General features: G+C 70.0%; 29 protein-coding genes. 9 read left to right on the forward strand and 20 right to left on the reverse strand.

What is annotated here, in order from left to right:
* Nucleotides 1–13: 13 nt before the first annotated feature.
* From P0L94_12310 to P0L94_12340, 7 genes are all read right to left on the reverse strand, one after another.
* Complete coding sequence (locus P0L94_12310) at nucleotides 14–877, reverse strand: thioesterase family protein (protein ID WES63239.1); 864 nt, start codon at nucleotides 875–877, stop codon at nucleotides 14–16.
* Nucleotides 874–1,311 (reverse strand): cupin domain-containing protein, encoded by a 438-nt coding sequence (locus P0L94_12315; GenBank protein WES63240.1) that lies wholly within the window; start codon nucleotides 1,309–1,311, stop codon nucleotides 874–876. Before P0L94_12315 ends, P0L94_12310 begins: the two co-directional genes overlap by 4 nt.
* Nucleotides 1,312–1,333: 22 nt before the next feature.
* Nucleotides 1,334–1,537: a hypothetical protein gene (locus P0L94_12320; GenBank protein ID WES63241.1), complete on the reverse strand. Its 204-nt coding sequence runs from the start codon at nucleotides 1,535–1,537 to the stop codon at nucleotides 1,334–1,336.
* A gap of 23 nt (nucleotides 1,538–1,560) precedes the next feature.
* Nucleotides 1,561–2,889: an AMP-binding protein gene (locus tag P0L94_12325; protein ID WES63242.1), complete on the reverse strand. Its 1,329-nt coding sequence runs from the start codon at nucleotides 2,887–2,889 to the stop codon at nucleotides 1,561–1,563.
* A gap of 200 nt (nucleotides 2,890–3,089) precedes the next feature.
* The gene (locus P0L94_12330; protein ID WES63243.1) at nucleotides 3,090–3,593 is read right to left on the reverse strand and encodes a flavin reductase family protein; all 504 of its coding nucleotides are present in this window, start codon (nucleotides 3,591–3,593) and stop codon (nucleotides 3,090–3,092) included.
* Nucleotides 3,590–4,852, reverse strand: a complete 1,263-nt coding sequence (gene kynU / locus P0L94_12335) for a kynureninase (protein ID WES63244.1) — start codon at nucleotides 4,850–4,852, stop codon at nucleotides 3,590–3,592. Before kynU ends, P0L94_12330 begins: the two co-directional genes overlap by 4 nt.
* Before the next feature lie 2 nt (nucleotides 4,853–4,854).
* The gene (locus P0L94_12340; protein WES63245.1) at nucleotides 4,855–5,730 is read right to left on the reverse strand and encodes a tryptophan 2,3-dioxygenase family protein; all 876 of its coding nucleotides are present in this window, start codon (nucleotides 5,728–5,730) and stop codon (nucleotides 4,855–4,857) included.
* Nucleotides 5,731–5,927: 197 nt separating this feature from the next.
* Here P0L94_12340 and P0L94_12345 point away from each other — a divergent pair, with 197 nt between their 5' ends.
* The 5 genes from P0L94_12345 to P0L94_12365 all read left to right on the forward strand — a co-directional run bounded on the left by P0L94_12345 (nucleotide 5,928) and on the right by P0L94_12365 (nucleotide 9,211).
* Nucleotides 5,928–6,821, forward strand: coding sequence for a PaaX family transcriptional regulator C-terminal domain-containing protein (locus P0L94_12345; protein ID WES63246.1), 894 nt, complete (start codon nucleotides 5,928–5,930; stop codon nucleotides 6,819–6,821).
* Between the two features lie 102 nt (nucleotides 6,822–6,923).
* Entirely contained in the window at nucleotides 6,924–7,706 is a 783-nt protein-coding gene (locus P0L94_12350) for an SDR family oxidoreductase (protein WES63247.1), read from the forward strand.
* 32 nt (nucleotides 7,707–7,738) lie between these two features.
* Entirely contained in the window at nucleotides 7,739–8,650 is a 912-nt protein-coding gene (locus P0L94_12355) for a hypothetical protein (GenBank protein WES63248.1), read from the forward strand.
* Between the two features lies 1 nt (nucleotide 8,651).
* Nucleotides 8,652–8,930 carry a TIGR04076 family protein gene (locus P0L94_12360; GenBank protein WES63249.1) on the forward strand — a complete coding sequence of 93 codons (279 nt, stop codon included), beginning with the start codon at nucleotides 8,652–8,654 and terminating at the stop codon, nucleotides 8,928–8,930.
* Nucleotides 8,927–9,211, forward strand: coding sequence for a TIGR04076 family protein (locus P0L94_12365; GenBank protein WES63250.1), 285 nt, complete (start codon nucleotides 8,927–8,929; stop codon nucleotides 9,209–9,211). Before P0L94_12360 ends, P0L94_12365 begins: the two co-directional genes overlap by 4 nt.
* Nucleotides 9,212–9,285: 74 nt before the next feature.
* Here the strand turns inward: P0L94_12365 and P0L94_12370 are convergent, their stop codons facing one another.
* The 7 genes from P0L94_12370 to P0L94_12400 all read right to left on the reverse strand — a co-directional run bounded on the left by P0L94_12370 (nucleotide 9,286) and on the right by P0L94_12400 (nucleotide 16,213).
* On the reverse strand, nucleotides 9,286–9,591 hold the full coding sequence (locus P0L94_12370; GenBank protein WES63251.1) for an antibiotic biosynthesis monooxygenase: 306 nt from the start codon (nucleotides 9,589–9,591) through the stop codon (nucleotides 9,286–9,288).
* A gap of 22 nt (nucleotides 9,592–9,613) precedes the next feature.
* Nucleotides 9,614–10,831 carry a hypothetical protein gene (locus P0L94_12375; GenBank protein WES63252.1) on the reverse strand — a complete coding sequence of 406 codons (1,218 nt, stop codon included), beginning with the start codon at nucleotides 10,829–10,831 and terminating at the stop codon, nucleotides 9,614–9,616.
* Nucleotides 10,832–10,872: 41 nt separating this feature from the next.
* On the reverse strand, nucleotides 10,873–11,628 hold the full coding sequence (locus tag P0L94_12380; GenBank protein ID WES66324.1) for an amino acid ABC transporter ATP-binding protein: 756 nt from the start codon (nucleotides 11,626–11,628) through the stop codon (nucleotides 10,873–10,875).
* Nucleotides 11,629–11,687: 59 nt separating this feature from the next.
* On the reverse strand, nucleotides 11,688–12,560 hold the full coding sequence (locus tag P0L94_12385) for an amino acid ABC transporter permease (protein ID WES63253.1): 873 nt from the start codon (nucleotides 12,558–12,560) through the stop codon (nucleotides 11,688–11,690).
* Entirely contained in the window at nucleotides 12,557–13,765 is a 1,209-nt protein-coding gene (locus tag P0L94_12390; protein ID WES63254.1) for a hypothetical protein, read from the reverse strand. The genes P0L94_12385 and P0L94_12390 overlap by 4 nt, the downstream gene beginning before the upstream one ends.
* An 86-nt stretch (nucleotides 13,766–13,851) precedes the next feature.
* A complete protein-coding gene (locus P0L94_12395; protein WES63255.1) occupies nucleotides 13,852–14,820 on the reverse strand; it encodes a transporter substrate-binding domain-containing protein in 969 nt (322 codons plus the stop codon).
* Between the two features lie 364 nt (nucleotides 14,821–15,184).
* Nucleotides 15,185–16,213 (reverse strand): LLM class flavin-dependent oxidoreductase, encoded by a 1,029-nt coding sequence (locus P0L94_12400; GenBank protein WES63256.1) that lies wholly within the window; start codon nucleotides 16,211–16,213, stop codon nucleotides 15,185–15,187.
* A gap of 184 nt (nucleotides 16,214–16,397) precedes the next feature.
* Here P0L94_12400 and cofG point away from each other — a divergent pair, with 184 nt between their 5' ends.
* From cofG to cofC, 4 genes are read left to right on the forward strand one after another with little or no spacing between them, the layout of a single operon-like run.
* On the forward strand, nucleotides 16,398–18,803 hold the full coding sequence (gene cofG / locus P0L94_12405) for a 7,8-didemethyl-8-hydroxy-5-deazariboflavin synthase CofG (GenBank protein ID WES63257.1): 2,406 nt from the start codon (nucleotides 16,398–16,400) through the stop codon (nucleotides 18,801–18,803).
* Nucleotides 18,800–20,281, forward strand: coding sequence for an NAD(P)/FAD-dependent oxidoreductase (locus P0L94_12410; protein ID WES63258.1), 1,482 nt, complete (start codon nucleotides 18,800–18,802; stop codon nucleotides 20,279–20,281). The genes cofG and P0L94_12410 overlap by 4 nt, the downstream gene beginning before the upstream one ends.
* Complete coding sequence (gene fgd, locus P0L94_12415) at nucleotides 20,278–21,291, forward strand: glucose-6-phosphate dehydrogenase (coenzyme-F420) (protein WES63259.1); 1,014 nt, start codon at nucleotides 20,278–20,280, stop codon at nucleotides 21,289–21,291. The genes P0L94_12410 and fgd overlap by 4 nt, the downstream gene beginning before the upstream one ends.
* Nucleotides 21,288–22,013, forward strand: a complete 726-nt coding sequence (cofC, locus tag P0L94_12420) for a 2-phospho-L-lactate guanylyltransferase (protein ID WES63260.1) — start codon at nucleotides 21,288–21,290, stop codon at nucleotides 22,011–22,013. The genes fgd and cofC overlap by 4 nt, the downstream gene beginning before the upstream one ends.
* A gap of 215 nt (nucleotides 22,014–22,228) precedes the next feature.
* Here the strand turns inward: cofC and P0L94_12425 are convergent, their stop codons facing one another.
* The 6 genes from P0L94_12425 to P0L94_12450 form a co-directional block, all read right to left on the reverse strand.
* Nucleotides 22,229–22,969, reverse strand: a complete 741-nt coding sequence (locus P0L94_12425; GenBank protein ID WES63261.1) for a sulfite exporter TauE/SafE family protein — start codon at nucleotides 22,967–22,969, stop codon at nucleotides 22,229–22,231.
* A gap of 1 nt (nucleotide 22,970) precedes the next feature.
* On the reverse strand, nucleotides 22,971–23,972 hold the full coding sequence (gene cofD, locus P0L94_12430; protein ID WES63262.1) for a 2-phospho-L-lactate transferase: 1,002 nt from the start codon (nucleotides 23,970–23,972) through the stop codon (nucleotides 22,971–22,973).
* Complete coding sequence (locus tag P0L94_12435) at nucleotides 23,969–24,769, reverse strand: uroporphyrinogen-III synthase (GenBank protein WES63263.1); 801 nt, start codon at nucleotides 24,767–24,769, stop codon at nucleotides 23,969–23,971. The genes cofD and P0L94_12435 overlap by 4 nt, the downstream gene beginning before the upstream one ends.
* A 197-nt stretch (nucleotides 24,770–24,966) precedes the next feature.
* Nucleotides 24,967–25,245 (reverse strand): hypothetical protein, encoded by a 279-nt coding sequence (locus tag P0L94_12440; GenBank protein ID WES63264.1) that lies wholly within the window; start codon nucleotides 25,243–25,245, stop codon nucleotides 24,967–24,969.
* Complete coding sequence (locus tag P0L94_12445; GenBank protein WES63265.1) at nucleotides 25,235–25,636, reverse strand: phage holin family protein; 402 nt, start codon at nucleotides 25,634–25,636, stop codon at nucleotides 25,235–25,237. The genes P0L94_12440 and P0L94_12445 overlap by 11 nt, the downstream gene beginning before the upstream one ends.
* A gap of 1 nt (nucleotide 25,637) precedes the next feature.
* Nucleotides 25,638–26,009, reverse strand: coding sequence for a hypothetical protein (locus P0L94_12450; protein ID WES63266.1), 372 nt, complete (start codon nucleotides 26,007–26,009; stop codon nucleotides 25,638–25,640).
* Nucleotides 26,010–26,075 lie beyond the last annotated feature (66 nt).

Genomic DNA, 26,075 nt, shown 5'->3' on the forward strand with positions numbered 1-26,075 from the left:
CTTCGTTTCGGTGTCAGTGGGCGGAGCCGGCCAGGCGCCGGATCATCCCCTGCTGGGCGACCGTGGCGACATGGGTGCCGTCCTCGGCGAAGAACTCGCCCTGCACGAGGGCGCGGCCGTGCGAGTGCGAGACGAGACGCAGCGCGCACAGCAGCCACCGATCGGCACGCAGTTCCTCGTGGAACCACAGCGAGTGGTCGAGGCTCGCCGTGACGAGTCCGGCGTCCGTCCACGCATAACCCTCGGCGCGCAGCGCAGGCTCGAGCATGGCGTAGTCGCACGCGTAGACCAGGGCGAGCCGGTGGGTGTCCGGGTCGTCGCCGAGCTCTTCGAGGGAGCGCAGCCACAGGCGCATCTCGCCGCTGGGCTCGCCGACGGGCTGCGCGTAGAGGGCCCTTCCGTCGTGACGGATATCGAAGCTGCGGCCCCGAGCCCAGTAGTCGACGAATCCGGGGTCCTCGACACCGGCGAGACGGTCCGCCGCCGGCTCGAGAGTCGACGGATCCCCGGCAGGCGGGGCGATGGCCGAGCGACGAGGCGATGCCTCTCCCACATGGAAGGACAGCATGGCGCTCAGCACGACGCGCTCGCCCTCGCGGAGCGTGACGCGTCGCGTCGAATACGATCGGCCGTCCCGCAGACGCTCGACCTCGCATCGCAGCTCCGCGCCGATCGAGGCCGGCGCGACGAACAGCGAGTGGGTCGCGTGCAGCGCGCGGTCAGGGCCGACCGTGCGGATGGCGGCGGCCGCCGCCTGCGCGAGAAGGTCACCGCCGTAGGACTTCGGCCACGGCACAGGCTGTGTGCGCGCGACGAACACGTCGTCCCCGAGTGGCTCGAGGGCGACGGCGTCGCGGAATCCGGCGATGGCGCTCACGCGCGGCGGTATCCGGCGAGCGAGGAGTCGGGCACGTCGTCGAGGTTCACGACGATGTTGTCGGGGGTGCGGGCGGTCAGCCACACCAGCTCATCGGTCGCACTCATGTTGGCCTCGACGTGGGGCATGAACGGCGGGACGAACACGAAGTCGCCCGGCGCCATGTCGACCCACTCGGTGTAGTCCTCGCCGAAGTAGATGCGCGCGGTCCCGCGCAGGACATATCCGCCGGTCTCCGCCTCGCCGTGGTGGTGCGGCAGAGACCGGAAGCCCGGCTCGTTGCTGACGCGGCCGAACCAGATCTTCGTCGCGGGGGTGTGACCGATGCTGACGCCGGACACCCGATGCGCGCCTCCGGAGTCTGCGGTGTCGGCGCTCTCGTGTCCGGCGCGCGTGACGACGGGCGCGACGGCGGCGGTGCTGTCGATGGTCATGGCGGATCCTTTCTGCGGCGGCTCAGGCGCCGAGGTCGGTGAGATGCTCGAGCTCGATGCCGAGGTCGGCGACGGCGACGCCGAGCGGGGCGATGGCGGTGAGTGCCGCGGCGCGGGTCGAGGGCGCGAGGTCGTCGCGGGTCGCGAAGGCCTTGAGGCCCTCGTAGAGCCGCACGAGCTCGGTCTCGGCGTCGGTGAGCGGGGTGCCCAGCAGGTCGGTGGTCATGGCGTCTTCTCCGTTCCGTCAGTTCAGCCGGCCGACCGGAGGTCGGTCAGGCGACGGGCCTTGAGTTCGAATCGCGGGAGCTCGCCGGCCGCGCGCCGGCGGATGTGGAAGCGAAGCCCCTCGTGCGCGTCCGCGAGCTCGGTCTGCAGCGACTCCGCGAGCGTCGGCCACCGCGCGTCGTCGAGTCCGCCGATCGTCTCGACGTGGAGGGTGATCTCGTCGCGGATCCCCTCCCGCGTGATCTCCACCTGGAACTCGTCGACGTCCGTGAACTGGCGGACGATGCCCTCGACGGCCCGGGGGTAGACGTTCGTTCCGCGCACGAGCTTCATGTCGTCGACGCGGCCGAGGATGCCGCCCTCGTAGAGGTCCCAGGTGCGCCCGTTCGTCGCCGCGGTGTGCGGGATCTTCACGACCAGATCCTTGGTCCGGTATCGCAGCAGCGGGATCGTGCCGCGACCGAAGGAGGTCGTGACGCGCTCCCCTGCCTCGCCGTACGGGACTTCACGGCCGGTCTCCGGGTCGATCACCTGCTCGATGAAGTGGTCCTCGATGATGTGGCAGCCGCCGGGCTGGTCGGCCGGCTCGAACATGAAGATGGTCGAGATCTCCGTCATTCCTGCCGTGTCGAACACCTTGGCGCCCCACTGCGCCTCGATGAGGTCGCGCGTCGCAGCGGGAGTGGGCTCCCCCGAGAGGATGATGATGCGGACGGGCGACGCGGGCAGGTCGATGCCTAGGGACTCGGCCTCCTGCGCCATGCGGAGCGCGTAGGTGGGAGTCGACGCCACCACGGTCGCGCCGAAGTCGATGATCTGCTTCACGCGGGCGGGCGTGGCCTGCGCACCGCCGGGGATGGTGAGCGCGCCGAGCTTCTCGAGCCCGTTGTGGAGTCCCCAGAAGCCGATGAAGGAGCCGTAGCCGAACGCGACGTACCCGATGTCGTGCGGCCGCACACCGGCGCCCCACAGCGAGTAGCACCACATCTCAGCCGCCCAGGACCAGTCCTTGCGCGAGTCCAGCGCGCGCAGCGGCTGCTTGCCGCTCGTGCCGCTGGTGGTGTGCAGCCGGATGGCGGCATCCGCGCCTGCCACGGGCAGCTCGCCGAAGGGCGGGTGCTCGGACTGGCTCTGCATCCACTCCTCGCGGGTGAGGAACGGGATGCGCTCGATGTCGGCCCAGGTGTTCAGCTGGTCGGGCGAGAAGCCCGCGGCCGAGAAGCTGCGCCGGTAGAACGGGCTGCGCGCGTTCGCCCACTCCGCGACGCGGCGGAGCTTCGCCAGCTGCAGCGCCCGCAGGTCCTCGCGAGCCATCGTCTCGGTCTTGGGGTTCCAGTACGGGGACGTGTCCATGGCACCTCTACTCGATCTCGGGGAACCCGCGGTTCCGGCGTGGAGTTGAATGTATCGCGGACGTGACGTTCGTCAGTTTTCTGGAATGTTAAGTTTGGATTTCATGGGACCGGCACCGCGGGCACGCTCGCGCCGCGGCACCTCGGAGGTGCCGCGGCGCGCAGTGTGGGACCGCTTGGGGCCGTCTCAGGAGGTTCGGTTCAGTCGGCGTCCTGAACCTGCCGGAAGCCCGAGCGGTGGAAGACGAGTGGGTTCAGATCGGGGTTCAGGCCGAGCCCGTCGACCTCGAGCAGCACAAGGTGGTGGTCGCCGGCGGGAACTTCGGAGTAGATGGTGCACTCGAGCCAGACGGGCGACCCCATGAGCAGGAGCGCGCCCGATTCGGCGATGTGCGTATCGACTCCGTCGAAGCGCTTGGCCCGGTCCTTCGACGCGATCTGGCGGCAGATCGCGTCGTGATCCGATGCCATGACCGACACTCCGATGCGGCCGGCGCTGCGGATGATCGGCCATGTCTGCGACGAGTTCTGCACCGCGAATGACACCAGCGGCGGGTCCAGAGAGACGCCGACCGTGAACGAGGACGCCACGAGAGCCTCATTCGTGCCGTCGACCACGGCCCCGATGCACGCGACACCGGACGGGAAGAGGGCAAAGGTCTGTCGAAGCAGAGCCGGGTCGGGCAGCTTGCGTTCCAAGGTCATGCGGCGCTCCTCGCATCGGGGGTCTGGGTCGGCATCCGATCCTTGAGGGCGCGCTCGATCGCCGCGACAGCCGCCTCCACTTCGGTGAAGGAGGTCGACAGCGGCGACATGCCGAGACGGATGCCGGTGGGCGGTCGGAAGTCGGGAATCACGCCCGCCGCCCAGAGCTCGGAGATGAGCTCCGGGAACACCGGGTGATCGATCGTGACGTGCCCACCGCGCAGATCGGGCTCGCGCGGCGTACTCAGCATCACGCCCAGCGGAGCGAGCCGCTCATCGACGAGGTCGATCGCGTAGGACGTGAGCGCCATCGACTTCGCGCGGATGGCGGGGATGCCGGCCTCGGCGATGAGCTCGAGCGTGGCCTGCATGGCGAGCATCCCGACGATCGGCGGCGTACCGCTGACGAATCGGCGGATGCCGTCGGCCGCCTCGTAGCCCTGCCCCATGCGGAATGAGTCTTTGACGCCCATCCAGCCTTGCACCGGCTGCGATGACGTCGGCAGGAGATCAGCGCGGACGTAGAGGAAAGCCGGCGAGCCGGGCCCGCCGTTGAGGTACTTGTACGTGCATCCCGTCGCGTAGTCGACCCCCCACGCGTCGAGCTCGATCGGGACGACCCCGACCGAGTGGCACAGGTCCCACACGACGAGGGCGCCCGCTTCGTGCGCGATCCGCGTGATCTCGGGCACATCGGCGACGTAGCCGGACCGATAGGCGACGTGGCTCAGCACGACGACGGCCGTCTCCGGGCCCACGGCCTCGGTGACGTGCTCCGGCGACACCCCCGCCCCCGCCTCGGTCTCGATCCACCGGACGGTTCGCCCGGTCTCAGCCGCGATGCCCTCGACGACGTACCGGTCGGTCGGGAAGTTCCCCCGGTCGATGACGATCTCACTCCGGCCGGGCCGTGCCGCCAGCGCGGCGCGCACCAGCTTGTAGAGCGACACCGTCGTGGAGTCGCCGACCATGGTCTGGCCCGGGGCTGCGCCGAGCGTGAGTTCGGCGACGCGGTCGCCGAGGGTCAGCGGAAGGTCGAACCAGCCTTCGTCCCAGCCGCGGATGAGGCGCACACCCCACTCACCCCGGACGAAGGCGGCCATGCGCTCAGCGAGGACCGCGGGCGGGCGACCGAGCGAGTTGCCGTCGAGGTAGGCCGCTACGGCGGGGTCGTCCGCGGCGACGAAGCGCGCGCGGAAGGTCGCCAGGGGGTCGCGAGCGTCCAGCTCGGCCGCCAGGCTGACGGGATGCGTGGTCATGCTCATCGTCCGATCTCGGTGCGCACGGAGAACAGCTCGGGGAAGAAGGTCAGCGACAGCGCGCGCTGCAGGAACTCCACGCCGCTGGATCCGCCGGTGCCCGTCTTCATCCCGATCGTCCGCCGGACCGTTCGCATGTGCCGGAAGCGCCAGGCCTGGAAGTTCTCCTCGATGTCGACGAGTTCCTCGCACGCCTCGTACTCGGCCCAGAACTCCGACTCGTTCTCATAGATCCGCTTGAAGACCCCGACGAGGTCGGCGTTCTCCACGTGAGCCACCGTCACATCCCTCTCCAGCACCGCGCGCGGGACGGCGTGACCGCGACGGGCGAGAAGGCGGAGGAACTCGTCGTACAGGCTCGGCGCCTCGAGGAACTCCTCCAGCACGGCGCGCGTCCCGGGCTCTCCGTCGAAGACATCGAGCATGCGGGCGTTCTTGTTGCCGAGCACGAATTCGACGGCGCGGTACTGCCCCGACTGGAACCCCGAGGAGTTGGCGAGCGAGCCCCGGAACTGCGCGTACTCGGTCGGCGTCAGGGTGGCGAGAACGGACCACTGCTCGGTGAGCGTCTTCTGGATGTGCTTGACCCTGGCGATCATCTTCAGCGCTGCGGCGAGGTCATCGGCCGCCAGAGCGCTGCATGCGCCGCGCAGTTCGTGCAGTACGAGCTTGAGCCACAGCTCTGTGGTCTGGTGCTGGATGATGAACAGCAGCTCGTCGTGATGCTCGGGAGCGCTCAGTGGCTGCTGAGCGGAGAGCAGAGTGTCCAGCGACAGGTAGGACCCGTAGGTGAGCTGCTGTCGCAGGTCGGTGATGATTCCGTCTTCCAGGTCCCGCGTGTTGGCATTCCCGCCCATGCGCACCTCCTGCTCGTCCATATGCGGTCATGATCGTGACGCTCGTAACTTTTGTGAGATGCTATCAGTCCCTCCGGCATTCGAAAGCACGCCGCCTGAGGGATGCCGGTTCCGCCCACAGCCGGCCTCGCAGGCCGGGAAGCACCCGCGACTCGCAGCGTTCCACCGCCGATATCCAGGTTCCGCGCCGATATATACTGCCGCCACGATGAGGCGCAATGGCTGACATTCTCGACGACCTGGACTCCCGCCCCGGGAGCACGACATCGCTTCTGCGTACGATCATCGGCGTCTATCTTCGCGAGCTGGGCGGCTGGATCGCCGTCGCGGACCTGCTCGTTCTGCTCGACGCACTCGAGGTTCCGCCGCCTCGGGCGCGCACGGCGATCGCTCGCCTCAAGAAGAAGGAGATCCTGATCCCGGAAGCCCGCGATCGGGTCATCGGCTACCGGCTCGCTGCCGACGCCGTCCCCATGCTCGAGAGCGGCGATCGCCGCATCTATCACCCTCGCGCCATGGACCTCGACAGCGAGTGGTGCCTCGTGTCCTTCTCCATCCCCGAGGAGGAGCGGCACCTGCGCCACCAACTGCGGCGTCGCCTGCACTGGATCGGCTGCGGCACGGTCTCCCAGGCACTGTGGATAGCGCCGGCGTACCTGGTCGACGAGGTCGAGGACATCCTCGTCGACCTCGCGGTGCGCGATCGCGCCACCGTGTTCGTGGCACACCGGCCACGGGTCGCGGGCGACCTCGCCGATGCTGTAGCGCATTGGTGGGATCTCGACGCGATCCGCTCGTACTACGACACGTTCATCACCGAGCACGCCCACCAGGTGGAGGCCGACGACATCCCGGGCCGCGAGGCTTTCGCCAGATATGTGCGAAGCATCGACACGTGGCGGATCATCCCCTACATCGATCCGGGCCTTCCGCGGGAGCTGCTGCCCCACGACTGGCCGGGAGAAGAGGGAAGCCGCCTGATGCTTCACCTGCGAGACCGGTACCGGGCTCCCGCGGCCGACTTCGTCTCGACGGTCACCGGAACGGGGCTCGGGAGCCACATCCGGGAGGGCTCCGGCGCCACACCGGAACCACTGCCGAGCGGGCCGTGACCGACGCGCCGTATGTCGCAGACTTGACGAAGGTCACTGATGTGAAACATGGAGTTCATCGGACGACATGAGTCCGTGACATCCGCCCGATAGGAATTGGGCATGGCATCTGTCGGGAACCCGCAGGACGATCCGCGCACGGCAGCCGGGCGCGTCGCCCTGATCGCAGGCGGCACGGGGCCGATCGGCGTCGCGACCGCGCGGGCGCTCTCCGCACGCGGCGCGCAGGTGGTCGTGCTCTACCGCAATCGCTCCGAGATCGCGGAGGGCCTTGTGGCCGAGCTCGGGGCGCAGAGCACAATGGCGATTCGTGCCGACGTCGGAGATCCCGGCGATCTGAATGCCGCCGTCGCGGCGGCGGAGGAGCGGTTCGGACCGGTGGAGATCGTGGTCAACGCCGCGCATCCGCACCAACCGCCCGTCGCCGTGGCCGATGCCACGACCGACCAGGTCCGGACCGAATTCGATGCCGTTGCGGCGCACGCGAGCCTGTGTTCGCGCGTGGTCCCCGCGATGCGCGAACGTGGATACGGACGCATCGTCTACGTCTCGGGCGCTCTGATGTCACGAGCTGTGCCGGGATTCGGTCTCTACGGTGCGGCGAAGGCCGCCGCGACGACCCTGACCCGCTACGTGGCCCACGAGGAGGGCAGGCACGGGATCCTCGCGGGCATCGTCGCACCCGGCCGCGTCGTGGATCCCGCGGACGACCTGGAGCCCTCCCCCGAAATGGCCGAGGCCGCGCGTCACCTGCTCTCGCGCATGGCGCTGCCCGTCTTCCCCACCTCCGACGAGGTCGCGGAGGCGATCCTCGCCCTCGTGGAGACGACATCGCTGACCGGTCAGGTCCTCTGGGTCACCGGCGGCGAGCCGATCTGGTCATGACCTCTGCGCCACCCTTCCGGAAGGATTCGACCATGCTCGACCGAGCGCGCGCCCTTGCGGCAGAACGCGACCTCGACGACCCGGCGGAGGGCACGACCGCCGCGCCTCTGCAGCTTCCGGACCATCGCGACCTCGCCGCCGAGGACGCCGCGGGGATCCCGTTCGCCGACATTCTGGCAGCCGACTTCGATCCAGCCCCGCCGCGCGACCGGATCGAACATCCGTGGCTCGCGCCGGCCGGACTCGACTCAGCGGCCGAGCGCCTCATCGATTCCCTGCCCGTCTCGATCGGCCGCCACAACCGCTATCGCCCTGTTCCCGGCGAGGACGCGCTGAGCACCGGCGATCTTCTGGACTTCGTCGCGTGGTACGGCCACGAGTACCAAGTGCTCGTCTTCCGGGCCGCGGACGTGCGCTCCGCGTCGCGGCTCGACATCTCGCGGCTGACAGAGGCAGGGATCGCGGCGGGTGCCCGCGTCTACTGGGACTGGACCGGTGCGGTCGACTGGGTCCGCAGCGCTCCGCCCCGGAGCGCGAGCGCCGTGTTCTGGTCCACGCACGCGTCGCTGTGGGACGGCCGTGCGATCCCGTCCGGCTGGTACCGCCCCGCCGAGGAGACCGCCCCCACGACGCTCTCACCGGACGGGCTCGTCGGGGAGGATCGCGTCTGGCGCCTCGCCGCGTTCGCCTCGACCGTCGTCGGCGAGGCCCTCGAGGGCACCGGCGCAAGCCTGCTGCACCCCGGCCCGAGCGAGGGCCTGCCCCTGCTCGTCCTGGAAGCCGGACAGCGGGCACAGCCGCTCGCCGCCGCGCTCGCCGCGACCTCGGGCTTCCGCTCTCTCGTCCGGTACGGCGGGCGCGTCGTCGCACTTCCGGACCCAGCCTCGACCTACGACGCGATCGTCGACTGCGCCGCCGCCCTGTCGGCGGCCGTGAGGAGCTGAGGTGCTGCAGAACATCAGGGTCACCGTGGTGAAGGCCGAGAACGCCAAGCACGGTGCCGAAGTGGGCGACTGCTTCGAGATCCGCCCGCAGAAGATCTCCATCCCCGAGGGCAAGGCCTTCCCGCTCTACCTGCTCAGCGCCGTCGTTCCGGTCCTGCTCGAGAAGCAGATGGCCGTGGACCCGACATCGTGGATCAATCGAAAGCCGTTCCTGATCAGCCCCGACGCGAACGAGCAGGTCGTGGTGAAGATGGAGATCATCGAGGAGGTGGCGCCATGACCGGCGCGAAGGCACAGCACATCAGGGCCGAAGTCGAGTCGACCAGCTACTCCATGTGCGGCTATGCAGCAGGAGACTCGTTCGACATCGTCGACGGCAAGCTCGTGGAGACCCCGCAGGGCGGAATCTGCCTCTACATCCTCAACCAGGTGCTCGGGCTGATGGCCGTGCGCCCGGAAGGCAAGACGACGGAGGAGTGGATACGCACCGAGCGGCCGGCGACGACGTGCGCGGACGGCCCGGAGCGGACCGTCGTCCGGCTCTCGATGGTCGACGACTGACGCCCCGAACCGAAGCCGGCCCCTGCTCCGCGAAGGACTCGCGGAGCAGGGGCCGGCGGCATGACAGCGCGCGGTCAGCTGGTCTGCGGCTCCACGACGTCCACGTTGTAGCGCGTGCCGTCGAGCGGACCGGCCGCCCGCGACGGGATCCACGCGGCCCACTCCTCGACATGCGGCTGCGCGGTGTGCGCCTCATAGGCGTCGAGCGACTCCCAGTTCTCGACGAGGCGCAGGGTCGCCTCGTGCCCGAACTTCCAGGAGAGCACGTAGGCGATGCAGCCGTCCTCCGCGGTGCACGTCGCCGCGAACTGCTCGCCGCGTGCCTCCACCTCGGCCTTCATCTCGGGGCGGACGGGAAGCTCGGCGTGAACGATGATCATTGCGGTTCTCCTAGGGTCGGGGTCAGAGGACCCAGTCGGCGTCGGCCGTGTCGAGGTGCGCCTTGGCGACCATCTGAAGTCCGGCCCGGCGGGTGCCGGCGTGGGCGAGCGCCGAGTAGCCATCACGCAGCACGCGCTGGAGAGGTTCCCGGTCGAGAATGTACGAGGACTGGGCGACTTCGCTGGTGAGGTTGAGCACCCGACGAAGCGCGATCGCCGCCTGCTGGTTGGCCGTGCTCATCCTGGCCAGGTCGAGCGGCTCGAGTGCCTTCCCGGGCGCGAACAGCACCTCGTCCACGGCATCCGCCGCCGCTCGCACGCCGGCGTAGGCGAACTCGGTCTCGACGGCGGCCTCACCGAGACACTGGAGCATGTTCGAATCGACTCGGTCCGGATTGGCGGCGTACCGCTCTCGCAGGAAGTCGGTCGCAAGCCGGACCGCGTGCTCCGCGACTCCGAGACAGATGCCGGTGAGACCGAAGAAGGCGATGTGCACCGACTTGTTGAGCGGGTCCTTGCCGCCGTCATCGAGCGGATTCCGATCGAAGACGTGGCGATCCGGCACGAAGGTCGGCTCCGGCACCGAGTATGACGTGCTCCCCGACCCTCGGACGCCCAGCGTCTGCCAGTCGTTCGCAATCACGATCGCGTCCTTGGGGAGGTACATGCCGTAGAGCGCCTGCTTGCCGTTGGCGCCGGTCACCGGCTTCCCGTCCTTGAACAGAAGGCACCCGCCGACGATGTAGTCCGCCGAGTAGCTCCCGGACCCCCACCCCCAGTCACCCGTCACCATGTAGCCGCCCTCGACGACGTCGGCACGGCCCGGCGGGTGGAACGCCCCGCTCGTGGGATGGTCGAGGCTGTCACCGTAGAGCTCGTCGAACCCTTCCTGCGGGAGGCGCGTGGCGTAGTAGCCTCCGGCGTTCAGCACGCCGACGTTCCATCCCGCTGACGCGTCGACCGCCGAGAGCTTCGCACACGCCTCGACCTGGTGGCGCAGCGTGCCTTCAACGCCGCCACGGTGGCGGGCGTAGCCGAGTTCGAAGACGCCCGCCGCGCGCATGACTCGCTCCGCGCGAGGCGAAAGGCGCGCGAGGCGCTCGATCTCGTCCGCCTCCTCTTCGATGATTCCGAGAATGCGATCCGCGTTGCGGAGGATCGCGTCAGCCGAGGTCTTCGGCTCCAGTCCCAGTTCCGCGAACTCGGACGGGGTGTCAACTGCGGTCTCGGTCATGCTCATCAGGAATCCCTACCTCTTGCTGTTCTGGCTCTCGACCGCGCTCAGTGGAGCACCGCGGAGATGAATGCCTTCGTACGCTCGTTCTTCGGATCGCCCAGGACCTGATCCGGGGGCCCGACCTCGACGATGCGGCCTGCGTCCATGAACACCACGCGGTCGGCGACTTCGCGGGCGAAGCCCATCTCGTGGGTCACCACGACCATCGTCTTGCCGCCGGTCCGCGCCAGATCCCTCATGACCGCCAGGACCTCGCCGACGAGCTCGGGGTCGAGCGCACTCGTCGGCTCGTCGAAGAGCATCACCTCCGGACGCATCGCCATGGCTCGCGCGATGGCCACGCGCTGCTGCTGCCCGCCCGAGAGCTGCGGGGGGTAGCTCTCCTCCTTGCCGGACAGTCCGACCCGCTCCAGGAGCGAACGCGCATAGTCGACGCTCGGTGCGACCGCCTCGCCCTTGACCTTCCGCGGCGCGAGGGAGACGTTCTGCAGCGCGGTGAGATGAGGGAACAGGTTGAACTGCTGGAAGACCATCCCGATCTTCGCCCGCTGCGCGCCGATCTCCTTCTCACGGAGCTCGTGCAGCCGTCCGCGGCGCATCTTGTAGCCGACCAGCTCGCCGCCGGCGACGATGCTTCCGGTGTTGATCTTCTCGAGGTGGTTGATGCACCGAAGCAGGGTGCTCTTGCCCGAGCCCGACGGGCCGATGAGGCAGACGACCTCCTCGTTCCTGACGTCCAGGTTGATGTCATGCAGCACCTGATGCTGGCCGTACCACTTGTCGACGTTCCGGATCGAGATCGCAACGTCCTCGGGGACAGCCGAAACCGGGTCCGGGATGGGGGTGAGTTTCGCCACGTTCATCGCTCCTTGTTGATACGTCGCTCGAGGAAGTGCTGGCCCACCGAGAGAACGGCGACCACGATCAGGTACCAGATGGCGACGACCATGAGCATCTCAAGCGGGCGGAAGGTGTTGGCGCCGATCGCATTCGCGACGGTGAGGATGTCGCCTCCGCCGATGACGGACACCAGCGCCACCGCCTTGATGAGGCCGATGAACTCGTTCCCCATGGGAGGGATGAGGACCTTCATCGCCTGCGGGAGCACGATGAGTCGCAGGGTCTGACCGCGGCTCATGCCGAGGGACGAGGACGCCTCCCACTGTCCGTTGCTCACAGAGATGATCCCCGCGCGGATGAGCTCCGACACGTAGCCGGATCCGGCGAGGGTGAGGCCGATGACCGACGCCCAGAACGGGGTCATGACGTCTCGCACGGGGATGGAGAACACCGTGATCTCGGTGAACGGGATCGTGAACTCGAAGTTCTGGAAGAACAGGCCCAGGTTCCCGACGAAGATGAGCAGCACGATCATGGGCACGGCCCGGAAGAAGAACGAGTAGGCGGCGGCGAACCCGCTGAGCACCCAGCTCTTGGAGAGCCGCATCACGGCGATCACGATCGCGACGATGAGGATCAGAACCATGGAGACGATCGTGATGAGCAGCGTGCTCTGCAGGCCCTCCAGAATGGCGGGGCTGAACACGTACTCCCCGACGATCGACCACTCGAGGTTCGGGTTCTCCGCCAGGCCACGGATGGCGAGGAAGACGAGGATGCCCACGACCACCGCGAACACGCCCCGGCCGTAGTGCCGCACGGGCACGACGTTGAGCTTCGGCGGCTTCAGCACCAAGCTGGCGTCGGTCTGCGGAAGCGCACTCGCGGTCATCGGGTCATCCCTCTCGTCGGGTCGGAGTAGTGCTCCAGAACGGCATGGCCGGTGGAGACCCACATCGAGGGCTTGCCGGTGCCATGGACGGCCAGCGGGTAGAGATCGCGCGCCAGCTTCTCGTAAGGGTTCTTGTCGTAGATGAACGCGGATCCCACGATGTCGGAGACGATGTGGACGACGCGCTGCGCGAGCTCGGTCGCGACGGTGCCCTCGGACCCGACCGCGTCGTACGGGGTCGGCACCTCTCCCGAGAACAGGAGGGCGTCGATGCGCTCGGCGCCGGCGATGACCGCGGCTCGCGCTGAGCGCACGAGAGACTCGCACTCGCCGAGCTGGCCGATGACGCGGGCATCGGGCTCTCTGCCGCGCTCCCGGTTGGCGATGACCTTCGCGGCGGCCAGATCGACGGCGTGCTGCGCGATACCGACCGGGATGCCCTGCATGGAGTAGAAGGGAAGCTCGGGCAGCGTCTCGAGCGGACCGCGGTACGTGCCGGGGGTGAAGTAGCGATCGAACGTGTGGCTCTCGGGAACGAAGCGGTCCCGCACCGCATAGCCGTTGCTGCTCGAGGCCCGCATCCCGAGGACGTACCAGTCGTCGAAGATCTCGACGTCCTCGGTGCGCAGCCACAGCGCGAGGACGAGCGGAGCACCGTTGTCTTTGAGCACCGGCTCGCCGTCGCGGAACACCTCGCAGCCGCCCAGGACGTAGGGGGCGGACTGCATCCCCGACCCGGTCTGCCAGGTGCCCGTGACGAGGTAGCCGCCGTCGACGATCTCGGCCCGGCCCCGCGGCCAGAAGCAGCCCGCGGTGGGCATGTTCAGGGTCGGATACAGCTCTGCGAACGCTTCGTCGCCCAGGCGCCCTGCGTAGAAGCCGGTCGCTGCGAGAACGCCGGCGTTCCACGCGATCCCGCCGTCGGCGGTCGCGATCTGCTCGATCACCTGAGTCTGGACGGCCAGAGGAGCCTCGACTCCGCCTCGATGGGCGGGGAAGGCCATCTGCAGGACGCCGGATGCCCGCATCGCGGCAGCCATCCGATCGCTCATCCGGCCGAGCCGCTCGCTCTCGGCAGCCTCCTCGGCGGTGATCGAGCGAAGGAGCCGCGAATTCTCAAGCACGAGCTCCGGCGTCTCCGGCGCGTGGAGCCCGAACTCCTCGAGGCTCGAGGGCGCCTCCTGTGGCGCGATGGCGGTTTCCATGGGGACGTGTCCTTCCGGCGATTCGTGAGGGCTGTGCAGCGCGGGTCTCGCCGGGGCGGAGAGCTGGCTCCGCCCCGGCGAGCTCGTCACTCTGCGGTCTCGCCGACGGGCGTGTCGGTGAAGGGGTTGATCCGGAAGTACTCGGGCTGGATCACGTCAGTGCCGACTCCCCACTCGTCGAAGACGGCCTGGTAGTCGCCGCTGTCCCTGATCTCACCCATCGCGGCATACAGGGCCTCGGTCAGCCCGGCATTGTCCTTCAGAACGGCGATGCCGTTGAAGTTGCGCATCTCGAGGGGGGTCTCCTCGATGTCGAGCTCGACGGCGCCGAAGAAGTCATCGGTCTCGGCGACCTGGGCGATGGAGGAGTAGGAGTCGTACCAGGCGTCGGTCGTGCCGGCCTTCACCGCGGCATACGCGTCGGCACCGCCCTGCAGCGCGATCAGCTCGATGGGGTCCTGCCCGGCGGCGACGCACGCCTCGTCGCTGACTGCCGAGACGATCTCGGCCGTGTTCGATCCATTGGCGACAGCCATCGTCAGGCCGCACATCGACGCGATGCTGTCGATTCCCTCGGGGTTCTCCGCAGGGATCAGCAGCCCGCCGACGCCGGCCATGAAGGGCACGAAGTCGAAGGCACTGCGCTCGCGCTCGGCGTTGTCCGAGATCTGGCCCCAGAGCACGTCGAGGTTGCCGGCCTGCACACCGGGAATCTGGTTCGGCCACTGCGTGTCGACGAACTCGATCTCGACCCCCAGGACCGGCTCCATGGCGGCGGCGAGGTCGGGGGCGATGCCGACCGCCACGCTCGGGTCGGCGGAATCGGCGCCCAGGACGGGAGGCGTCTGGAAGAGCCCGCCGGCCAGGATCACGCCGGACTCCTTGATGCTGTCGGGAAGCATGTCGTAGATCGCGTTCTCCCCCTCGGCGGGGGCCTCGGCGGCGGCGGGCGCGCTCGACGGCTCTGACGAGCAGGCGGTCACGGCGAGCAGGGTCGCGCCGAGCAGCGACGCGGCGATCAGACGACCGCGCGAGCCATTCTTGATTTCGATCACAGGGACTCCTGTAAGGGTTGTCGGCGAGGTCGCCGTCGGGTACGAGCGTGGAACACGATCGGGTCTCTGGTGCACGTCGCCACGATCAATCTCGTTTCTAGCCGCCGGGTGTCACAGCGACGTTTCACGGGATGTGCGCGATGTTACAATTTCGTGTCGGTCGACATGTGAATGACAGATCGGCATGCGGGTGCGACGAGCCTCTCTCTGCGACCCGTGACCGGGCGCGTGACCGGGCCCGCGCACCCCGGCGCCCACTCGCCTCGATCGCCCCACCCCGCAACGCACGAACGAGACCGACCCCGCACGAATGCGGGGTCGGCCAGGTGACGCCTGCGCGTCGATGGATGACGCGACGCGGTCGCTATGCGGCGGCCATTCGCCGCAGTTCCGGAATCACCTTGTCGCCGAGCAGCTTGATGGCCTCGACCTTCTGCGAGACCCCGGGCATGCCGAACGAGATGTGCTTGACGCCGGCCTCGATGAGCACGGCGCACTGATCGATCACCTCGGACGGCCCGCCGACGAAGGCGAGCTCCATCATGCCGGGCGTCACGGCAGCCACCGCGTCCTCTTCACGGCCCTCGTTCAGCAGGGCTTGCACGTGCGCGAACTCGGCCGGATCGAGCCCGCTGGACACGAGCGCGTCGGTCGAGAGCGAGCCGCTCATCATCGCGATGTGACGGCGCAACTCCGCCCGCGCCTGATCGGGCTCGTCCGAGACACCGCACCACACTCCGGCGGCGACGTCGATGTCGGCCATGTCCCGGCCGGCCTTGTCTGCCCCCACCTTCACGCTCTTGACGACCTCGAAGACGTACCTCGGCGGCAGTGCGAGGGCGATCACGCCGTCGGCGTAGCGACCGGACATCTCCAGCATCCTCGGCCCCATCGCCCCGACGTAGATCGGCACCGCGCGAGGGTGGTGCAGGTGAGCCGTCGCCGTCCAGGGCCCTCCCGCCAGCGTCTCCTGACTCAGGTCGCGCCCCTCGGTAAGCGCCCGGATCGCGAGCAGCGCCTCACGGGTGCGGGGCACGGGCTTCTGATGCGGAATGCTCGCCCACTTGTAGAACTCGTCGGACCCGGCCCCGATGCCGAGGACGAACCTGTCGTCCGACATCCACTGCAGGCCCGAGGCGAACTGCGCGATCTGCCCGGGGTGCAGCGTCACCGGGTCGAGGACGCCCGAGGCGACCTTCAGCCGCTCGCTGGTCCACAGCATCGCCGTGATCGTCGCCAATCCCGCCGTGGAGAGGAAGTCGTTGCCGGCCCACACCATGTCGAATCCCGCATCCTCGATGAGTCGCGTGATCTCGATCAGACCCGACTTCCCGTCGGTCTCGATTCCGGCCACTCCGCGGATGCTGAAGGTGAGTTCGCCGACACTGTTCACGAGATCTCCTCTGTCGCGTGACGCCGCGCTGGACGCCGACGTTGGCTGATATGTCACAAGGCTAGCGTTCGTCGCAATTCCGACATGTTTCGAGAATGGGTCGAGCGTGAAACCTCTGACGACCCGCGACCGATGCGCAACGGTTCCAGACGCCGCGCGCCCCGCTCGGTGCAAGACTGGTGCGGTGACACTGCTCGAGCCATCGCACGCGCAGCCCGCGACCATCGCAGATCTCCTCGAACGCGCGGGCGCCGGCAAGACCCTGACGGCGGACGAGGCCGAAGCGCTGCTGGCCGCCGAGGGATCCGACTTCGAGGCCCTGCTCGAGACGGCTTCGGCCGTGCGCGACGCCGGGCTTGCGGCATCCGGTCGCCCGGGCGTCATCACCTACTCGCGCAAAGTCTTCGTCCCGCTGACCACTCTGTGCCGCGACCGCTGCCACTACTGCGTGTTCGTCGACACTCCCAACCAGCTGCTGAAGAAGCACAAGCCGGCGTACATGTCGCCCGAGCAGGTTCTGCAGGTCGTGCGGCAGGGCCAGGCGCTCGGCTGCAAGGAGGCGCTGCTCACCCTCGGCGACCGCCCCGAGGACCGCTGGCCCGAAGCGCGCGCGTGGCTCGACGAGCACGGGTTCGCCTCGACCCTCGACTACGTCGGCCACATCGCGCGGCTCATCACCGCCGAGACCGGCATGCTCGCGCACCTGAACCCCGGCGTCATGCGCGAGGACGAGCTGCGGACACTGCGCCCGACCGCCCCGTCGATGGGCATGATGCTCGAGACGACGTCGCGGCGGCTGTACGACGAGCCCGGGCAGGTCCACTACGGCTCCCCCGACAAGGATCCCGACGTGCGCCTGGGTGTCATCGAGGACGCGGGGCGCGCCCGTGTTCCCTTCACCACCGGCATCCTCGTCGGGATCGGCGAGACGCTTCGCGACCGCGCCGAGTCGCTGATCGCGATCCGCGACGCCCACGACCGGCACGGTCACGTGCAGGAGGTCATCGTCCAGAACTTCCGCGCCAAGCCCCGGACCGCGATGCAGGGAGCACCGGATGCCGAGCTGCGCGAATACCTCGCCGCCGTCGCCGTCGCGCGGCTGGTGATGGGGCCGCGGATGCGGATCCAGGTGCCGCCGAACCTCTCGGACCCGGCCGAGCTCGGGCTCCTCGTGCGTGCCGGCGCCGACGACTGGGGCGGCGTGTCGCCGCTGACCGCCGACCACGTCAACCCCGAGCGCCCGTGGCCGCACCTCGACGATCTCGCGCGCCTCACCTCCGACCTGGGCTTCGAGCTGCGCGAGCGCCTCACCGCGCACCCGGAGTACATCGCGGATCCGGACGGCTGGCTCGATCCCGCGATGCACGCGCCGGTCGCCGCGCTCGCGGACCCGGCGACGGGCCTCGCCGGGCGGCCCGGCGCGCAGAACTCCACGGATCCGCGCCGGCTCGGCGCCGAAACCGCCTCGCCGGTCCCCGCGCGCCCGGATCCGTGGACTTCTGCCCTGCCGCGGCCCGCAGCCTCGGACGACCGCTCCGCGCGGCACCTCGCCGAGCGCGCGGCGGCCGACCCGCTGGCCCTCGACGACGCCGAGTGGGAGGCGCTGCTCTCCGCGACCGGCACCGGGCTCGAAGCCCTCGTCGAGACCGCCGACGACGTGCGCCGGTACACGGTGGGTGAGGCCGTGACCCTCGTGGTCAACCGCAACCTGACGTCGTCGGGATTCACGACCGGCGTCGCCGCCGCGCCCGACCAGTTCACACTCGAGGACGCCGCCGCGATCGCCCGCGATGCCGTCGACCTCGGCGCCACCGAGATCTGCGTGCAAGGGCTCCTGCCCGAGACCGTCACACCGCAGGCCTACCTCGACATCGCCCGCGCCATCAAGAGCGCGACGCCCGGCATCCACCTGCACGCCTATCGTCCGCAGGACGTGTGGGACCTCGCCGATCGGTCCGGCATCGACCTCGACGAGGCGCTCTCACGGCTGCGCGACGCCGGCGTCGACACCATGCCCGGCACCGGGGTGAAGGTGCTCAGCGAGCGCGTCCGCCGCCTCATCGCGCCCGGAGACCTCGAGATCGCACGGTGGATCGAAGGCATCCGCGCCGTCCACACCGCCGGTTTCCGCACGACCTCGGTGCTCTTCTACGGCCACGTCGAGACCGCCGCGGAGCGCATCGACCATCTGCGCGCGCTCCGCGACATCCAGAGCGGCACCGGCGGCTTCCGCGAGTTCGTGCCGATCCCTCTGCCGGGCCCGGCCGGCGGCGTGCCGCTCGTGCCCGGGCGCACGGCGGTCGACGAGCACCGCGCCATGGTCGCCGTCTCGCGACTGCTGCTGTCGGGCAGGATCCCGCACATCCAGATCCCGTGGACGCGCGTCGGTCGCGACACCGCGGCGGTGCTGCTTCAGGCCGGCGGGGATGACCTGGGCGGGACGCTGCTGGATGGCCGCGTCCGGCCCGAAACCGGTATCGAGCACGGCCAGGAGCTGCCCGTCGCCGTCGCGCGCGGCATCGCGGCGCGGCTGTTCCGGCCGTTCCGGCTGCGCACCACCGACTACCGCGACCCGGGAGCGACGGCATGAGCGCGCACGTCGAGATCGCCATCGTCGGTGCCGGGTTCGCCGGCCTCGGCATGGCCATCGCGCTCCGGCGCGCCGGTCGCGACGACTTCGCGATCCTCGAGCGAGGAGGCTCGGTCGGCGGGACCTGGCGCGACAACACCTACCCGGGTGTCGCGTGCGACGTGCCCGCCCACCTCTACGGCTTCGCGAGCCACCCCAACCCCGACTGGTCGGGGCTGTTCGCGCGCGGCGACGAGATCCACCGCTACCTGCGGGACGTCGCCGAGACCGAGCAGCTCGGCGAGCGCCTCCGCCTGGGCACGGCGCTCAGCGGCGCGGCATGGGACGACGAATGGGGCGTGTGGCGGCTCGAGACCTCGCGCGGGGCCCTCACCTCGGACGTGCTCGTCCTCGCGTGCGGCCGGCTCACCGAGCCGTCGATCCCCGACATCCCCGGGCTCGAGTCGTTTCCGGGTCCGATCTTCCATTCGGCGCGCTGGGACCACACGGCGGACCTCGCCGGCCTCAGGGTCGGCGTCGTCGGCACGGGCGCCAGCGCCGTCCAGCTCGTCCCCGAGCTTGCGCGCACGGCGTCGCACGTTGCGCTCTTCCAGCGGACGCCCGCGTGGATCGTCCCGCGCGATGCGCATCCCTATACGGATGCGGACCGCGAGCGGTTCGCCACGCATCCCGGCGAGCTCGCGAGCCTGCGCGCCCGCCTGTACGCGGAGGGCGAGGCGCGCTTCGCGTCGCGCTCCGGCGATGCCTCCGCCGCGCAGGCCGCTCGCGCGGTCGCACACGCTCACCTCGCCGCTCAGGTGGGCGACCCCGACCTTCGCCGGGCCCTGACGCCCGATTACGCCTTCGGCTGCAAGCGCGTGCTGCTCTCGGACGACTTCTACCCCGCGGTCGCCTCGCCCGCCGTGACGCTCGAAGCCTCGGCGCTCGCGGAGGTCGACGGCCGGACGCTCGTGTCGGCGAGTGGCGCGCGCCACGAGGTCGACGCGCTCGTCCTCGCCACCGGCTTCGCCACGACCCGACAGCCCTACGCCGAGTTGGTCACCGGCGAGGACGGCGTCACACTCGACGAGCACTGGACACGCGGCATGACCGCGTTCGGGTCGACGGTGGTGTCGGGCTTCCCGAACATGTTCGTCCTCGACGGACCCAACGCGGCCCTCGGCCACAACTCCTCCGTGCTGATGATCGAGGAGCAGGCGGCCTACGCCGTGCGGTGCCTCGTCCACCGCGATCGCACGGGCGAGCCTCTCCGGGTCGACCCGGCCGCCGAGGCCGCGTACACCGACGAGATCGCGGCCGCTGCGGCATCCACCCCGTGGATGACCGGCGGCTGCCGCAACTGGTACGTCGACGACCGGTCGGGGCGGCTGACGCTGCTGTGGCCGGGCACCGTCGACGCGTTCCGCGCGCGGCTCGCGCGCGCGGATGGATCCGAGTTCGCGCTCGCAGCCGCGGGCGCCGAGAAGGGAGCATCATGAGCGTTCCGATCCGGTTCGGCTACAAGGCGTCGGCCGAGCAGTTCGGCCCCGCAGAGCTGCTGGATTACGGCATCCTGGCCGAGGAGGTCGGGTTCGACTCGGTCTTCGTGTCCGACCACCTCCAGCCGTGGCTCCACGAGGGCGGGCACGCCCCGGCATCCATTCCGTGGCTGGGCGCGCTCGGCGCCCGCACGTCGAAGGTCCTGATCGGCACCTCGGTGCTGACGCCGACCTTCCGCTACAACCCGACCGTCGTCGCGCAGGACTTCGCGACCCTCGGCGTCCTCAACCCGGGTCGCGTGATCCTCGGTGTCGGCACCGGCGAGGCGCTCAACGAGAAGAACCTCGGCATCACGTGGCCCGATCCGCCCGAGCGCTTCCAGCGGCTCAAGGAGGCCATCACCCTCATCCGGCGTCTGTGGTCCGAGGACCGCGTGAACTTCGACGGCAACTTCTACCAGGCCAAGAACGTCACGATCTACGACAAGCTCGACCAGCCCGTGCCGATCTACATCGGTGCGGCCGGACCCGCCGCCACCCGCCTGGCCGGCCGGATCGCGGACGGGTTCATCACCACGAGCGGCAAGAAGCGCGAGCTGTACACGGACACCCTGATGCCCGCGCTGCACGAGGGCCTCGACAAGGCGGGCCGCGCGCCCGACGCGATCGACACCCTGATGGAGATCAAGGTGTCGCTGGACGACACGGTCGAGAAGGCTCAGGAGAAGACGCGGTTCTGGGCTCCCCTCGCGCTCACGCCCGACGAGAAGATGGGCGTCGACGACCCGATCGAGATGCAGCGCCTCGGCGAGCAGCTGCCGATCGAGCGCACCGCGTCCCGGTTCATCGTCTCGGACGACCCCGACGAGCACGTCGAGCGCATCGCATGGTACGTCGAGCTGGGCTTCCGCCACCTCGTCTTCCACGACCCCGGGCACGACCAGGAGACGTTCCTGCGCCGCTACGGCACCGAGATCCTGCCGCGCCTGCGGGAGCGGTTCGGCGCGTGAGCTCTGACGGGCCCGGGCCGAACTCCACGGATGCGCGGGGCGGCCCGCCCGATCCGGGTGAATCCGCCGCCGGCCGCGCCGGATCCGTGGAGTTCGGCGCGGACCGGTGGGCGGTCGTCGTGCCGGTGAAGTCGCCGGAGCGCGGCAAGTCGCGTCTGGACGCCTCCGGAGTGGACCGGCGCGAGCTCGCCCGCGCGATCGCGCTCGACACCATCGCGGCGACGGCCGCCTGCGACGCGGTCGCCCAGGTGTACGTCGTCACCGATGACGCACAGCTGCCCCTGCACGCGCACGACATCCCCGGCCTGCGCTTCGTGCCCGAGTCCGACGGCGCGCGGGGTCTGAACGGCGCGATCGCGACCGGCGCGGCCCGCGCGGGAGAGCGGATGCCGCGGGCCGCTCTTCTCGGCGACGTGCCGGCGCTGCGGCCGGCGGATCTCGCGGCGGCGCTGCACGTGGCGGCATTCGTGGATCGGGGTGTCGTGGCGGATACCGAGGGCACCGGTTCGACCCTGGTGACGGCGCGCGCCGGCGTCGCGTGGGACACCGCCTTCGGCACCGACTCGTTCGAGCGGCACCGCGCGCTCGGGTGCGAGCCGCTGGACGTGGCGCCGGAGTCCACGCTGCGCCGCGACGTCGACACGGCCGATCAGCTCCGCGCCGCCGCGGCACAGGGTCTCGGCCCCCGCACCGCTGCTCTCGTGCGGGAGCTGGTGCGCTAGCGAGGCGTCCTGCGTCGATCCTCGGTCGCAGCCGGCAGTCGGCGCGCCGAGCACGTCCGCTCGGTTGGCGATGTATGCCGATTCCCGCCGTGCGCGCGACCGTCGCCGCCAACCGCGCCACCGGCGCGCCCATTCACGTGGCGCTGATCGCCACCGGAAGCATGGCATCCGGCATCGAGCGACACCTGATCGCGCGTCGGGTCCCGGGGAGCGGCTCAGAACAGCAGGTAGACCGCACCGACGAGCGTGAACACGATCACGAGACGCTCGAACAGCTTCTGGTCGATGCGGTCGGCGATCCAGCGCCCGAGGAGCGCGCCGCCCACGACGAGGGGAACGAGCACCAGGTCCAGCAGCACGCTCGGAACCGTGATGAGCCCGAGCCCGATCGAGAACGGCATCTTGCTGATGTTGACCAGCGCGAAGAACCACGCAGCGGTGCCGAGGAACTCCTTCACCGAGAACCGGGCCGCGAGGAAGTACATGGACATCACCGGACCCGCGGCGTTGGCGACCATCGTCGTGAAGCCCCCGAGCGTGCCGTACGTCGCGGCTGCGACGCGGTGGGGCTCCGCATCGGCGACCGTGCGCGACATCCGCCGACGCAGCAGTGTCAGCGCGATGACGCCGAGCAGGATCACCCCGATCACGCGCTTGACCCATGCGTCGTTCGCGACGGCCAGGAAGACGACGCCCAGGCCGAGCCCCACGACCACGGCGGGAGCGAGCCGCAGCAGTGCCCGCCAGTTCGCGTGGCGACGGTAGGCGAGCACCGCGAACACGTCGGCGACGATCAGCAGCAGCAGGATCGTGCCGGTCGACTGGCGTGCGGGCAGCACCGCGGCGAAGATCGCCACGGCGACCGTCCCGCCCCCCGGCACGGCGGTCTTGGACAGGCCGATGACGACGGCGGCGACGGCGAGCAGAGCCCACGCGAGGACGGTCAGGTCGGGCACGTCACGCGTCCGCGGCCTTGAGGGCCCGCTCGGCGAGCGCGGCCGAGGCCTCGGCGTCGGTCATCCACAGCGGCGCAACGACCGGGCGGATGCCGAGCGCGGCCACGTCACCTGCCGACGCGGCGTCCTCCTCGGCGAGAAGCCACGCGTCGAGAAGGCCGCCCTGTGAGCGTGCGCCGTAGTGGGCGGCGACGGCGCCGGCCGAGGTCTCCACGCCGATCGCGGTGAGGCACACGTCGGCCATCCCGCGCACGACACGGCCGCCGATGATGGGCGACACGCCCACGACGGGCGCCGCGGCCTCGCGCAGCGCCTCACGGATTCCGGGGACGGCGAGGATCGGGCCGATCGAGACGACCGGGTTCGACGGGGCGATCAGGACGACGTCCGCCGCGGCGATCGCCTCGGCGACGCCGGGCGCGGGCCGGGCCTGCTCGATCCCGGGGTTCTCGAAGCGAACCGGAGCGAGAGCGGCGCGGTGCCGTGTCCACCATTCCTGGAAGTGCAGGTCGCGCGTGTCATCGCCGTCGCGCACGATGACGTGCGTGTCGACCTCGGCGTCGGTCATCGGCAGCATCCTGAGGCCGAGCGGCCAGCGACCGCCGAGGCGGGCGACCACCTCGGTGACCGACAGGCCGTCGCGCAGCCACCCCGTGCGGGCGAGGTGCGTGCCGAGGTCGAGGTCGCCGAGAGTGAACCACGGCCATCCGGCGCCCCACGCCTGAAGCTCGCCGCTCACCCGCTCGGTGTCGCCGTCACGGCCCCACCCGCGCCGCGTGTCGTTGACGCCCGCGAGCGCGTACAGGATCGAGTCGACGTCCGGCTGCAGCCGCACCCCCGACAGCCACAGGTCATCGCCGGTGTTGACGACGACGGTGAGGGCCCGCGCGGTGTCGTCGAGGCCGCGCGCCCGGAGCGCGCCGCGGACCCCCGCGACGAAGCGTGAGCCGCCGACGCCCCCGGCGAGCACGACGACGCGGGGCGAGAGATCGGATGCCGTCACTGGACGTATTCGTCCGCGTCCTGCGGCACGGCGTATCGGGCGACGGCGTCGATCAGCGCGTCGACGCTCTGCTGGTCGGCGACGACGTCGATGGACAGTCCGGTGGCCCCGGCATCCTGGGCCGTGCGCGGGCCGATCGCCGCGATGAGGGTCGTGGGCGGGATGTCGGGGAACTGCGAACGCACCTGCTCGGCCACCGAGCCGCTGGTGACCAGGATCGCGGTGATCCGGCCGGAACGGACGTCCTCGGCGACGCGATCGGAGACGGGGACGCCCACCGTGCGGTACGCGACGACGCTGCGCACCTTGTGGCCGGCGCCGGTCAGACGGGTGCTGAGGATGGGCTTGGCGATCTCGCTGCGCAGACTCAGGATCCGTCGCGAGCGGGGCTCGAGCGCGATGAGGTCCTCGGCGAGGCCCGCTGCGGAGTTGTCCCTCTGGGGAACGAGGTCGACCGTGTACCCGACGGCCTCGAGCGCCGCCGCGGTCGTCTCGCCGACAGCCGCGATGCGCGTCTTCGCCGGGATCGTCGCACGGTACGCGTGCAGGACGTCGACCGTCGTGGCGCTGGTCACGGTCAGCCAGTCGAAGGCGCCTCTGGACAGATCGTCGAGCGCGGTCAGGAGCGTCTCCTGATCGGTGCACGGCGCGAAGTTGATCAGCGGTGCGATGACCGGGGTCGCGCCCTGACGGCGAAGCGACGCGGCGACCGAATCACCCCACGGTCCTCCACGCGGCACGAGCACGCGCCACCCGGTCAGGGGCTTGTCGGTGCTCAGGCGGGTCTGAGTGTTCATGGGGGTTGCTGCTCTCACGGCGCGGTTCTCGGCCGCCCCACGTTCGAGCCAGCCGACGCGTCTCGGGTGTGACACGGCGGCAGCATCCGCACCATCGCACTGCCTGCGAGTCCGAGCATACCCCCGCCTCAGCGCCGGCGCGCCAGGGCCATCGGTCCCGTGGCCGGAGCTGCGGCGGTTGGGAGCGCTCCTGCGACTCAGCGCGTGTACAGGCGCACGATGCCCCACACAGCCGCACCCGCCGCCGCGGCGGCGGTGATCACGGCGACGGCGGCGAGCGCCGGACTGCTGCGCGCGAACGCGCGCGACGCGTCGATGCCCTTGTCGATCGCGATGCCGGCCCGGCGGGGCAGGTTCGCCTTCTCGTCGATGGCCGCGAGCGCCGCCTTGAGCTCGGCGCGAGCCCGCTCGACGGGGTCATCGATGTCCAGCGGCACGGCGGTGCGGGGCAGGGGGACGGGAGCCTCAGAGCTCATCGCGGACCTCCTTGACGTCCTGGGTGATGGACTGAACGGGGTTGGTGCGCTTGACGAGGCGGCGGAATCGCATCATGCCCAGCAGGGCCAGCACGATGACGACGAGCAGCATCGCGAAGAACACCACGAGCGCCGACAGCCACACCGGCCACCACGACGAGAGGCCGGCGATGGCCCACGTGCCCAGCGCCGGCACGGACCAGAACAGCACGAAGAGGGCTGCGAACACCCACAGCGCGCCCCACCCGCCGTCCTTCGCGCTTCGGGCCAGCCACGCCTTGGCCGCGTCGACCTCGGCGATGACGAGGTTGCGGACCAGTTCGGGGATGTCGCCGATGACGGTGAGCAGACTGTCATCGGCGCGGTCGCGGAATCCGCGGATCGGAGGCATATCAGGCCCCGCTGTCCTCGACGGCTTCCTCGGCCCCGTCCTTGACGGCCTTCGCCGAGGTCTCTGCCGCCTTCTCGACGTCGTCGGCCGAGTCCTTGGCGGTCTTGATGGCCGCGTCGAGCCGCTGGCCCGGGGTTCCCTTCGACGCAGCGGCCTTGCTCACCTTGACCGCCGAGTCCCACAGCGTGCTCGGGAGCGCCATCGCGCTGGTCTTGGCGAAGTCCTTCGCCTTGCCGACCTGGGTCTGAACCGGTTCGAGCTCCCAGACCTTCAGCCACAGGCCTTTGATCTGCTCGTACCTCTCACGTCCGGCGCGCGCGCCGAGGACGTAGCCTACGGCGAGTCCGACGACGAGTCCTGCCTTGCCCCTCATGGGGTCTCCTCCCGCTCGGGTGGTGCTCCTGCTGGCTCTCCCAGGTTAGCCATACATGCCGCGCGC

It is taken from the genome of Microbacter sp. GSS18, assembly GCA_029319145.1.
Classification (GTDB): Bacteria; Actinomycetota; Actinomycetes; order Actinomycetales; family Microbacteriaceae; genus Microbacterium.

Excerpts from the sequence above, each read along its gene's own strand:
- P0L94_12355 (WES63248.1), top strand. The coding sequence starts at position 7,739 with ATGCTCGACCGAGCGCGCGCCCTTGCGGCAGAACGCGACCTCGACGAC.
- P0L94_12320 (WES63241.1), bottom strand. The coding sequence starts at position 1,537 with ATGACCACCGACCTGCTGGGCACCCCGCTCACCGACGCCGAGACCGAG.
- P0L94_12435 (WES63263.1), bottom strand. The coding sequence starts at position 24,769 with ATGAACACTCAGACCCGCCTGAGCACCGACAAGCCCCTGACCGGGTGG.
- P0L94_12375 (WES63252.1), bottom strand. The coding sequence starts at position 10,831 with ATGAGCATGACCGAGACCGCAGTTGACACCCCGTCCGAGTTCGCGGAA.
- P0L94_12330 (WES63243.1), bottom strand. The coding sequence starts at position 3,593 with ATGACCTTGGAACGCAAGCTGCCCGACCCGGCTCTGCTTCGACAGACC.
- fgd (WES63259.1), top strand. The coding sequence starts at position 20,278 with ATGAGCGTTCCGATCCGGTTCGGCTACAAGGCGTCGGCCGAGCAGTTC.
- P0L94_12345 (WES63246.1), top strand. The coding sequence starts at position 5,928 with ATGGCTGACATTCTCGACGACCTGGACTCCCGCCCCGGGAGCACGACA.
- P0L94_12410 (WES63258.1), top strand. The coding sequence starts at position 18,800 with ATGAGCGCGCACGTCGAGATCGCCATCGTCGGTGCCGGGTTCGCCGGC.
- P0L94_12450 (WES63266.1), bottom strand. The coding sequence starts at position 26,009 with ATGAGGGGCAAGGCAGGACTCGTCGTCGGACTCGCCGTAGGCTACGTC.
- P0L94_12340 (WES63245.1), bottom strand. The coding sequence starts at position 5,730 with ATGGACGAGCAGGAGGTGCGCATGGGCGGGAATGCCAACACGCGGGAC.
- P0L94_12325 (WES63242.1), bottom strand. The coding sequence starts at position 2,889 with ATGGACACGTCCCCGTACTGGAACCCCAAGACCGAGACGATGGCTCGC.
- P0L94_12440 (WES63264.1), bottom strand. The coding sequence starts at position 25,245 with ATGAGCTCTGAGGCTCCCGTCCCCCTGCCCCGCACCGCCGTGCCGCTG.
- P0L94_12350 (WES63247.1), top strand. The coding sequence starts at position 6,924 with ATGGCATCTGTCGGGAACCCGCAGGACGATCCGCGCACGGCAGCCGGG.
- P0L94_12370 (WES63251.1), bottom strand. The coding sequence starts at position 9,591 with ATGATCATCGTTCACGCCGAGCTTCCCGTCCGCCCCGAGATGAAGGCC.
- P0L94_12315 (WES63240.1), bottom strand. The coding sequence starts at position 1,311 with ATGACCATCGACAGCACCGCCGCCGTCGCGCCCGTCGTCACGCGCGCC.
- P0L94_12385 (WES63253.1), bottom strand. The coding sequence starts at position 12,560 with ATGACCGCGAGTGCGCTTCCGCAGACCGACGCCAGCTTGGTGCTGAAG.
- P0L94_12390 (WES63254.1), bottom strand. The coding sequence starts at position 13,765 with ATGGAAACCGCCATCGCGCCACAGGAGGCGCCCTCGAGCCTCGAGGAG.
- kynU (WES63244.1), bottom strand. The coding sequence starts at position 4,852 with ATGACCACGCATCCCGTCAGCCTGGCGGCCGAGCTGGACGCTCGCGAC.
- P0L94_12365 (WES63250.1), top strand. The coding sequence starts at position 8,927 with ATGACCGGCGCGAAGGCACAGCACATCAGGGCCGAAGTCGAGTCGACC.
- P0L94_12445 (WES63265.1), bottom strand. The coding sequence starts at position 25,636 with ATGCCTCCGATCCGCGGATTCCGCGACCGCGCCGATGACAGTCTGCTC.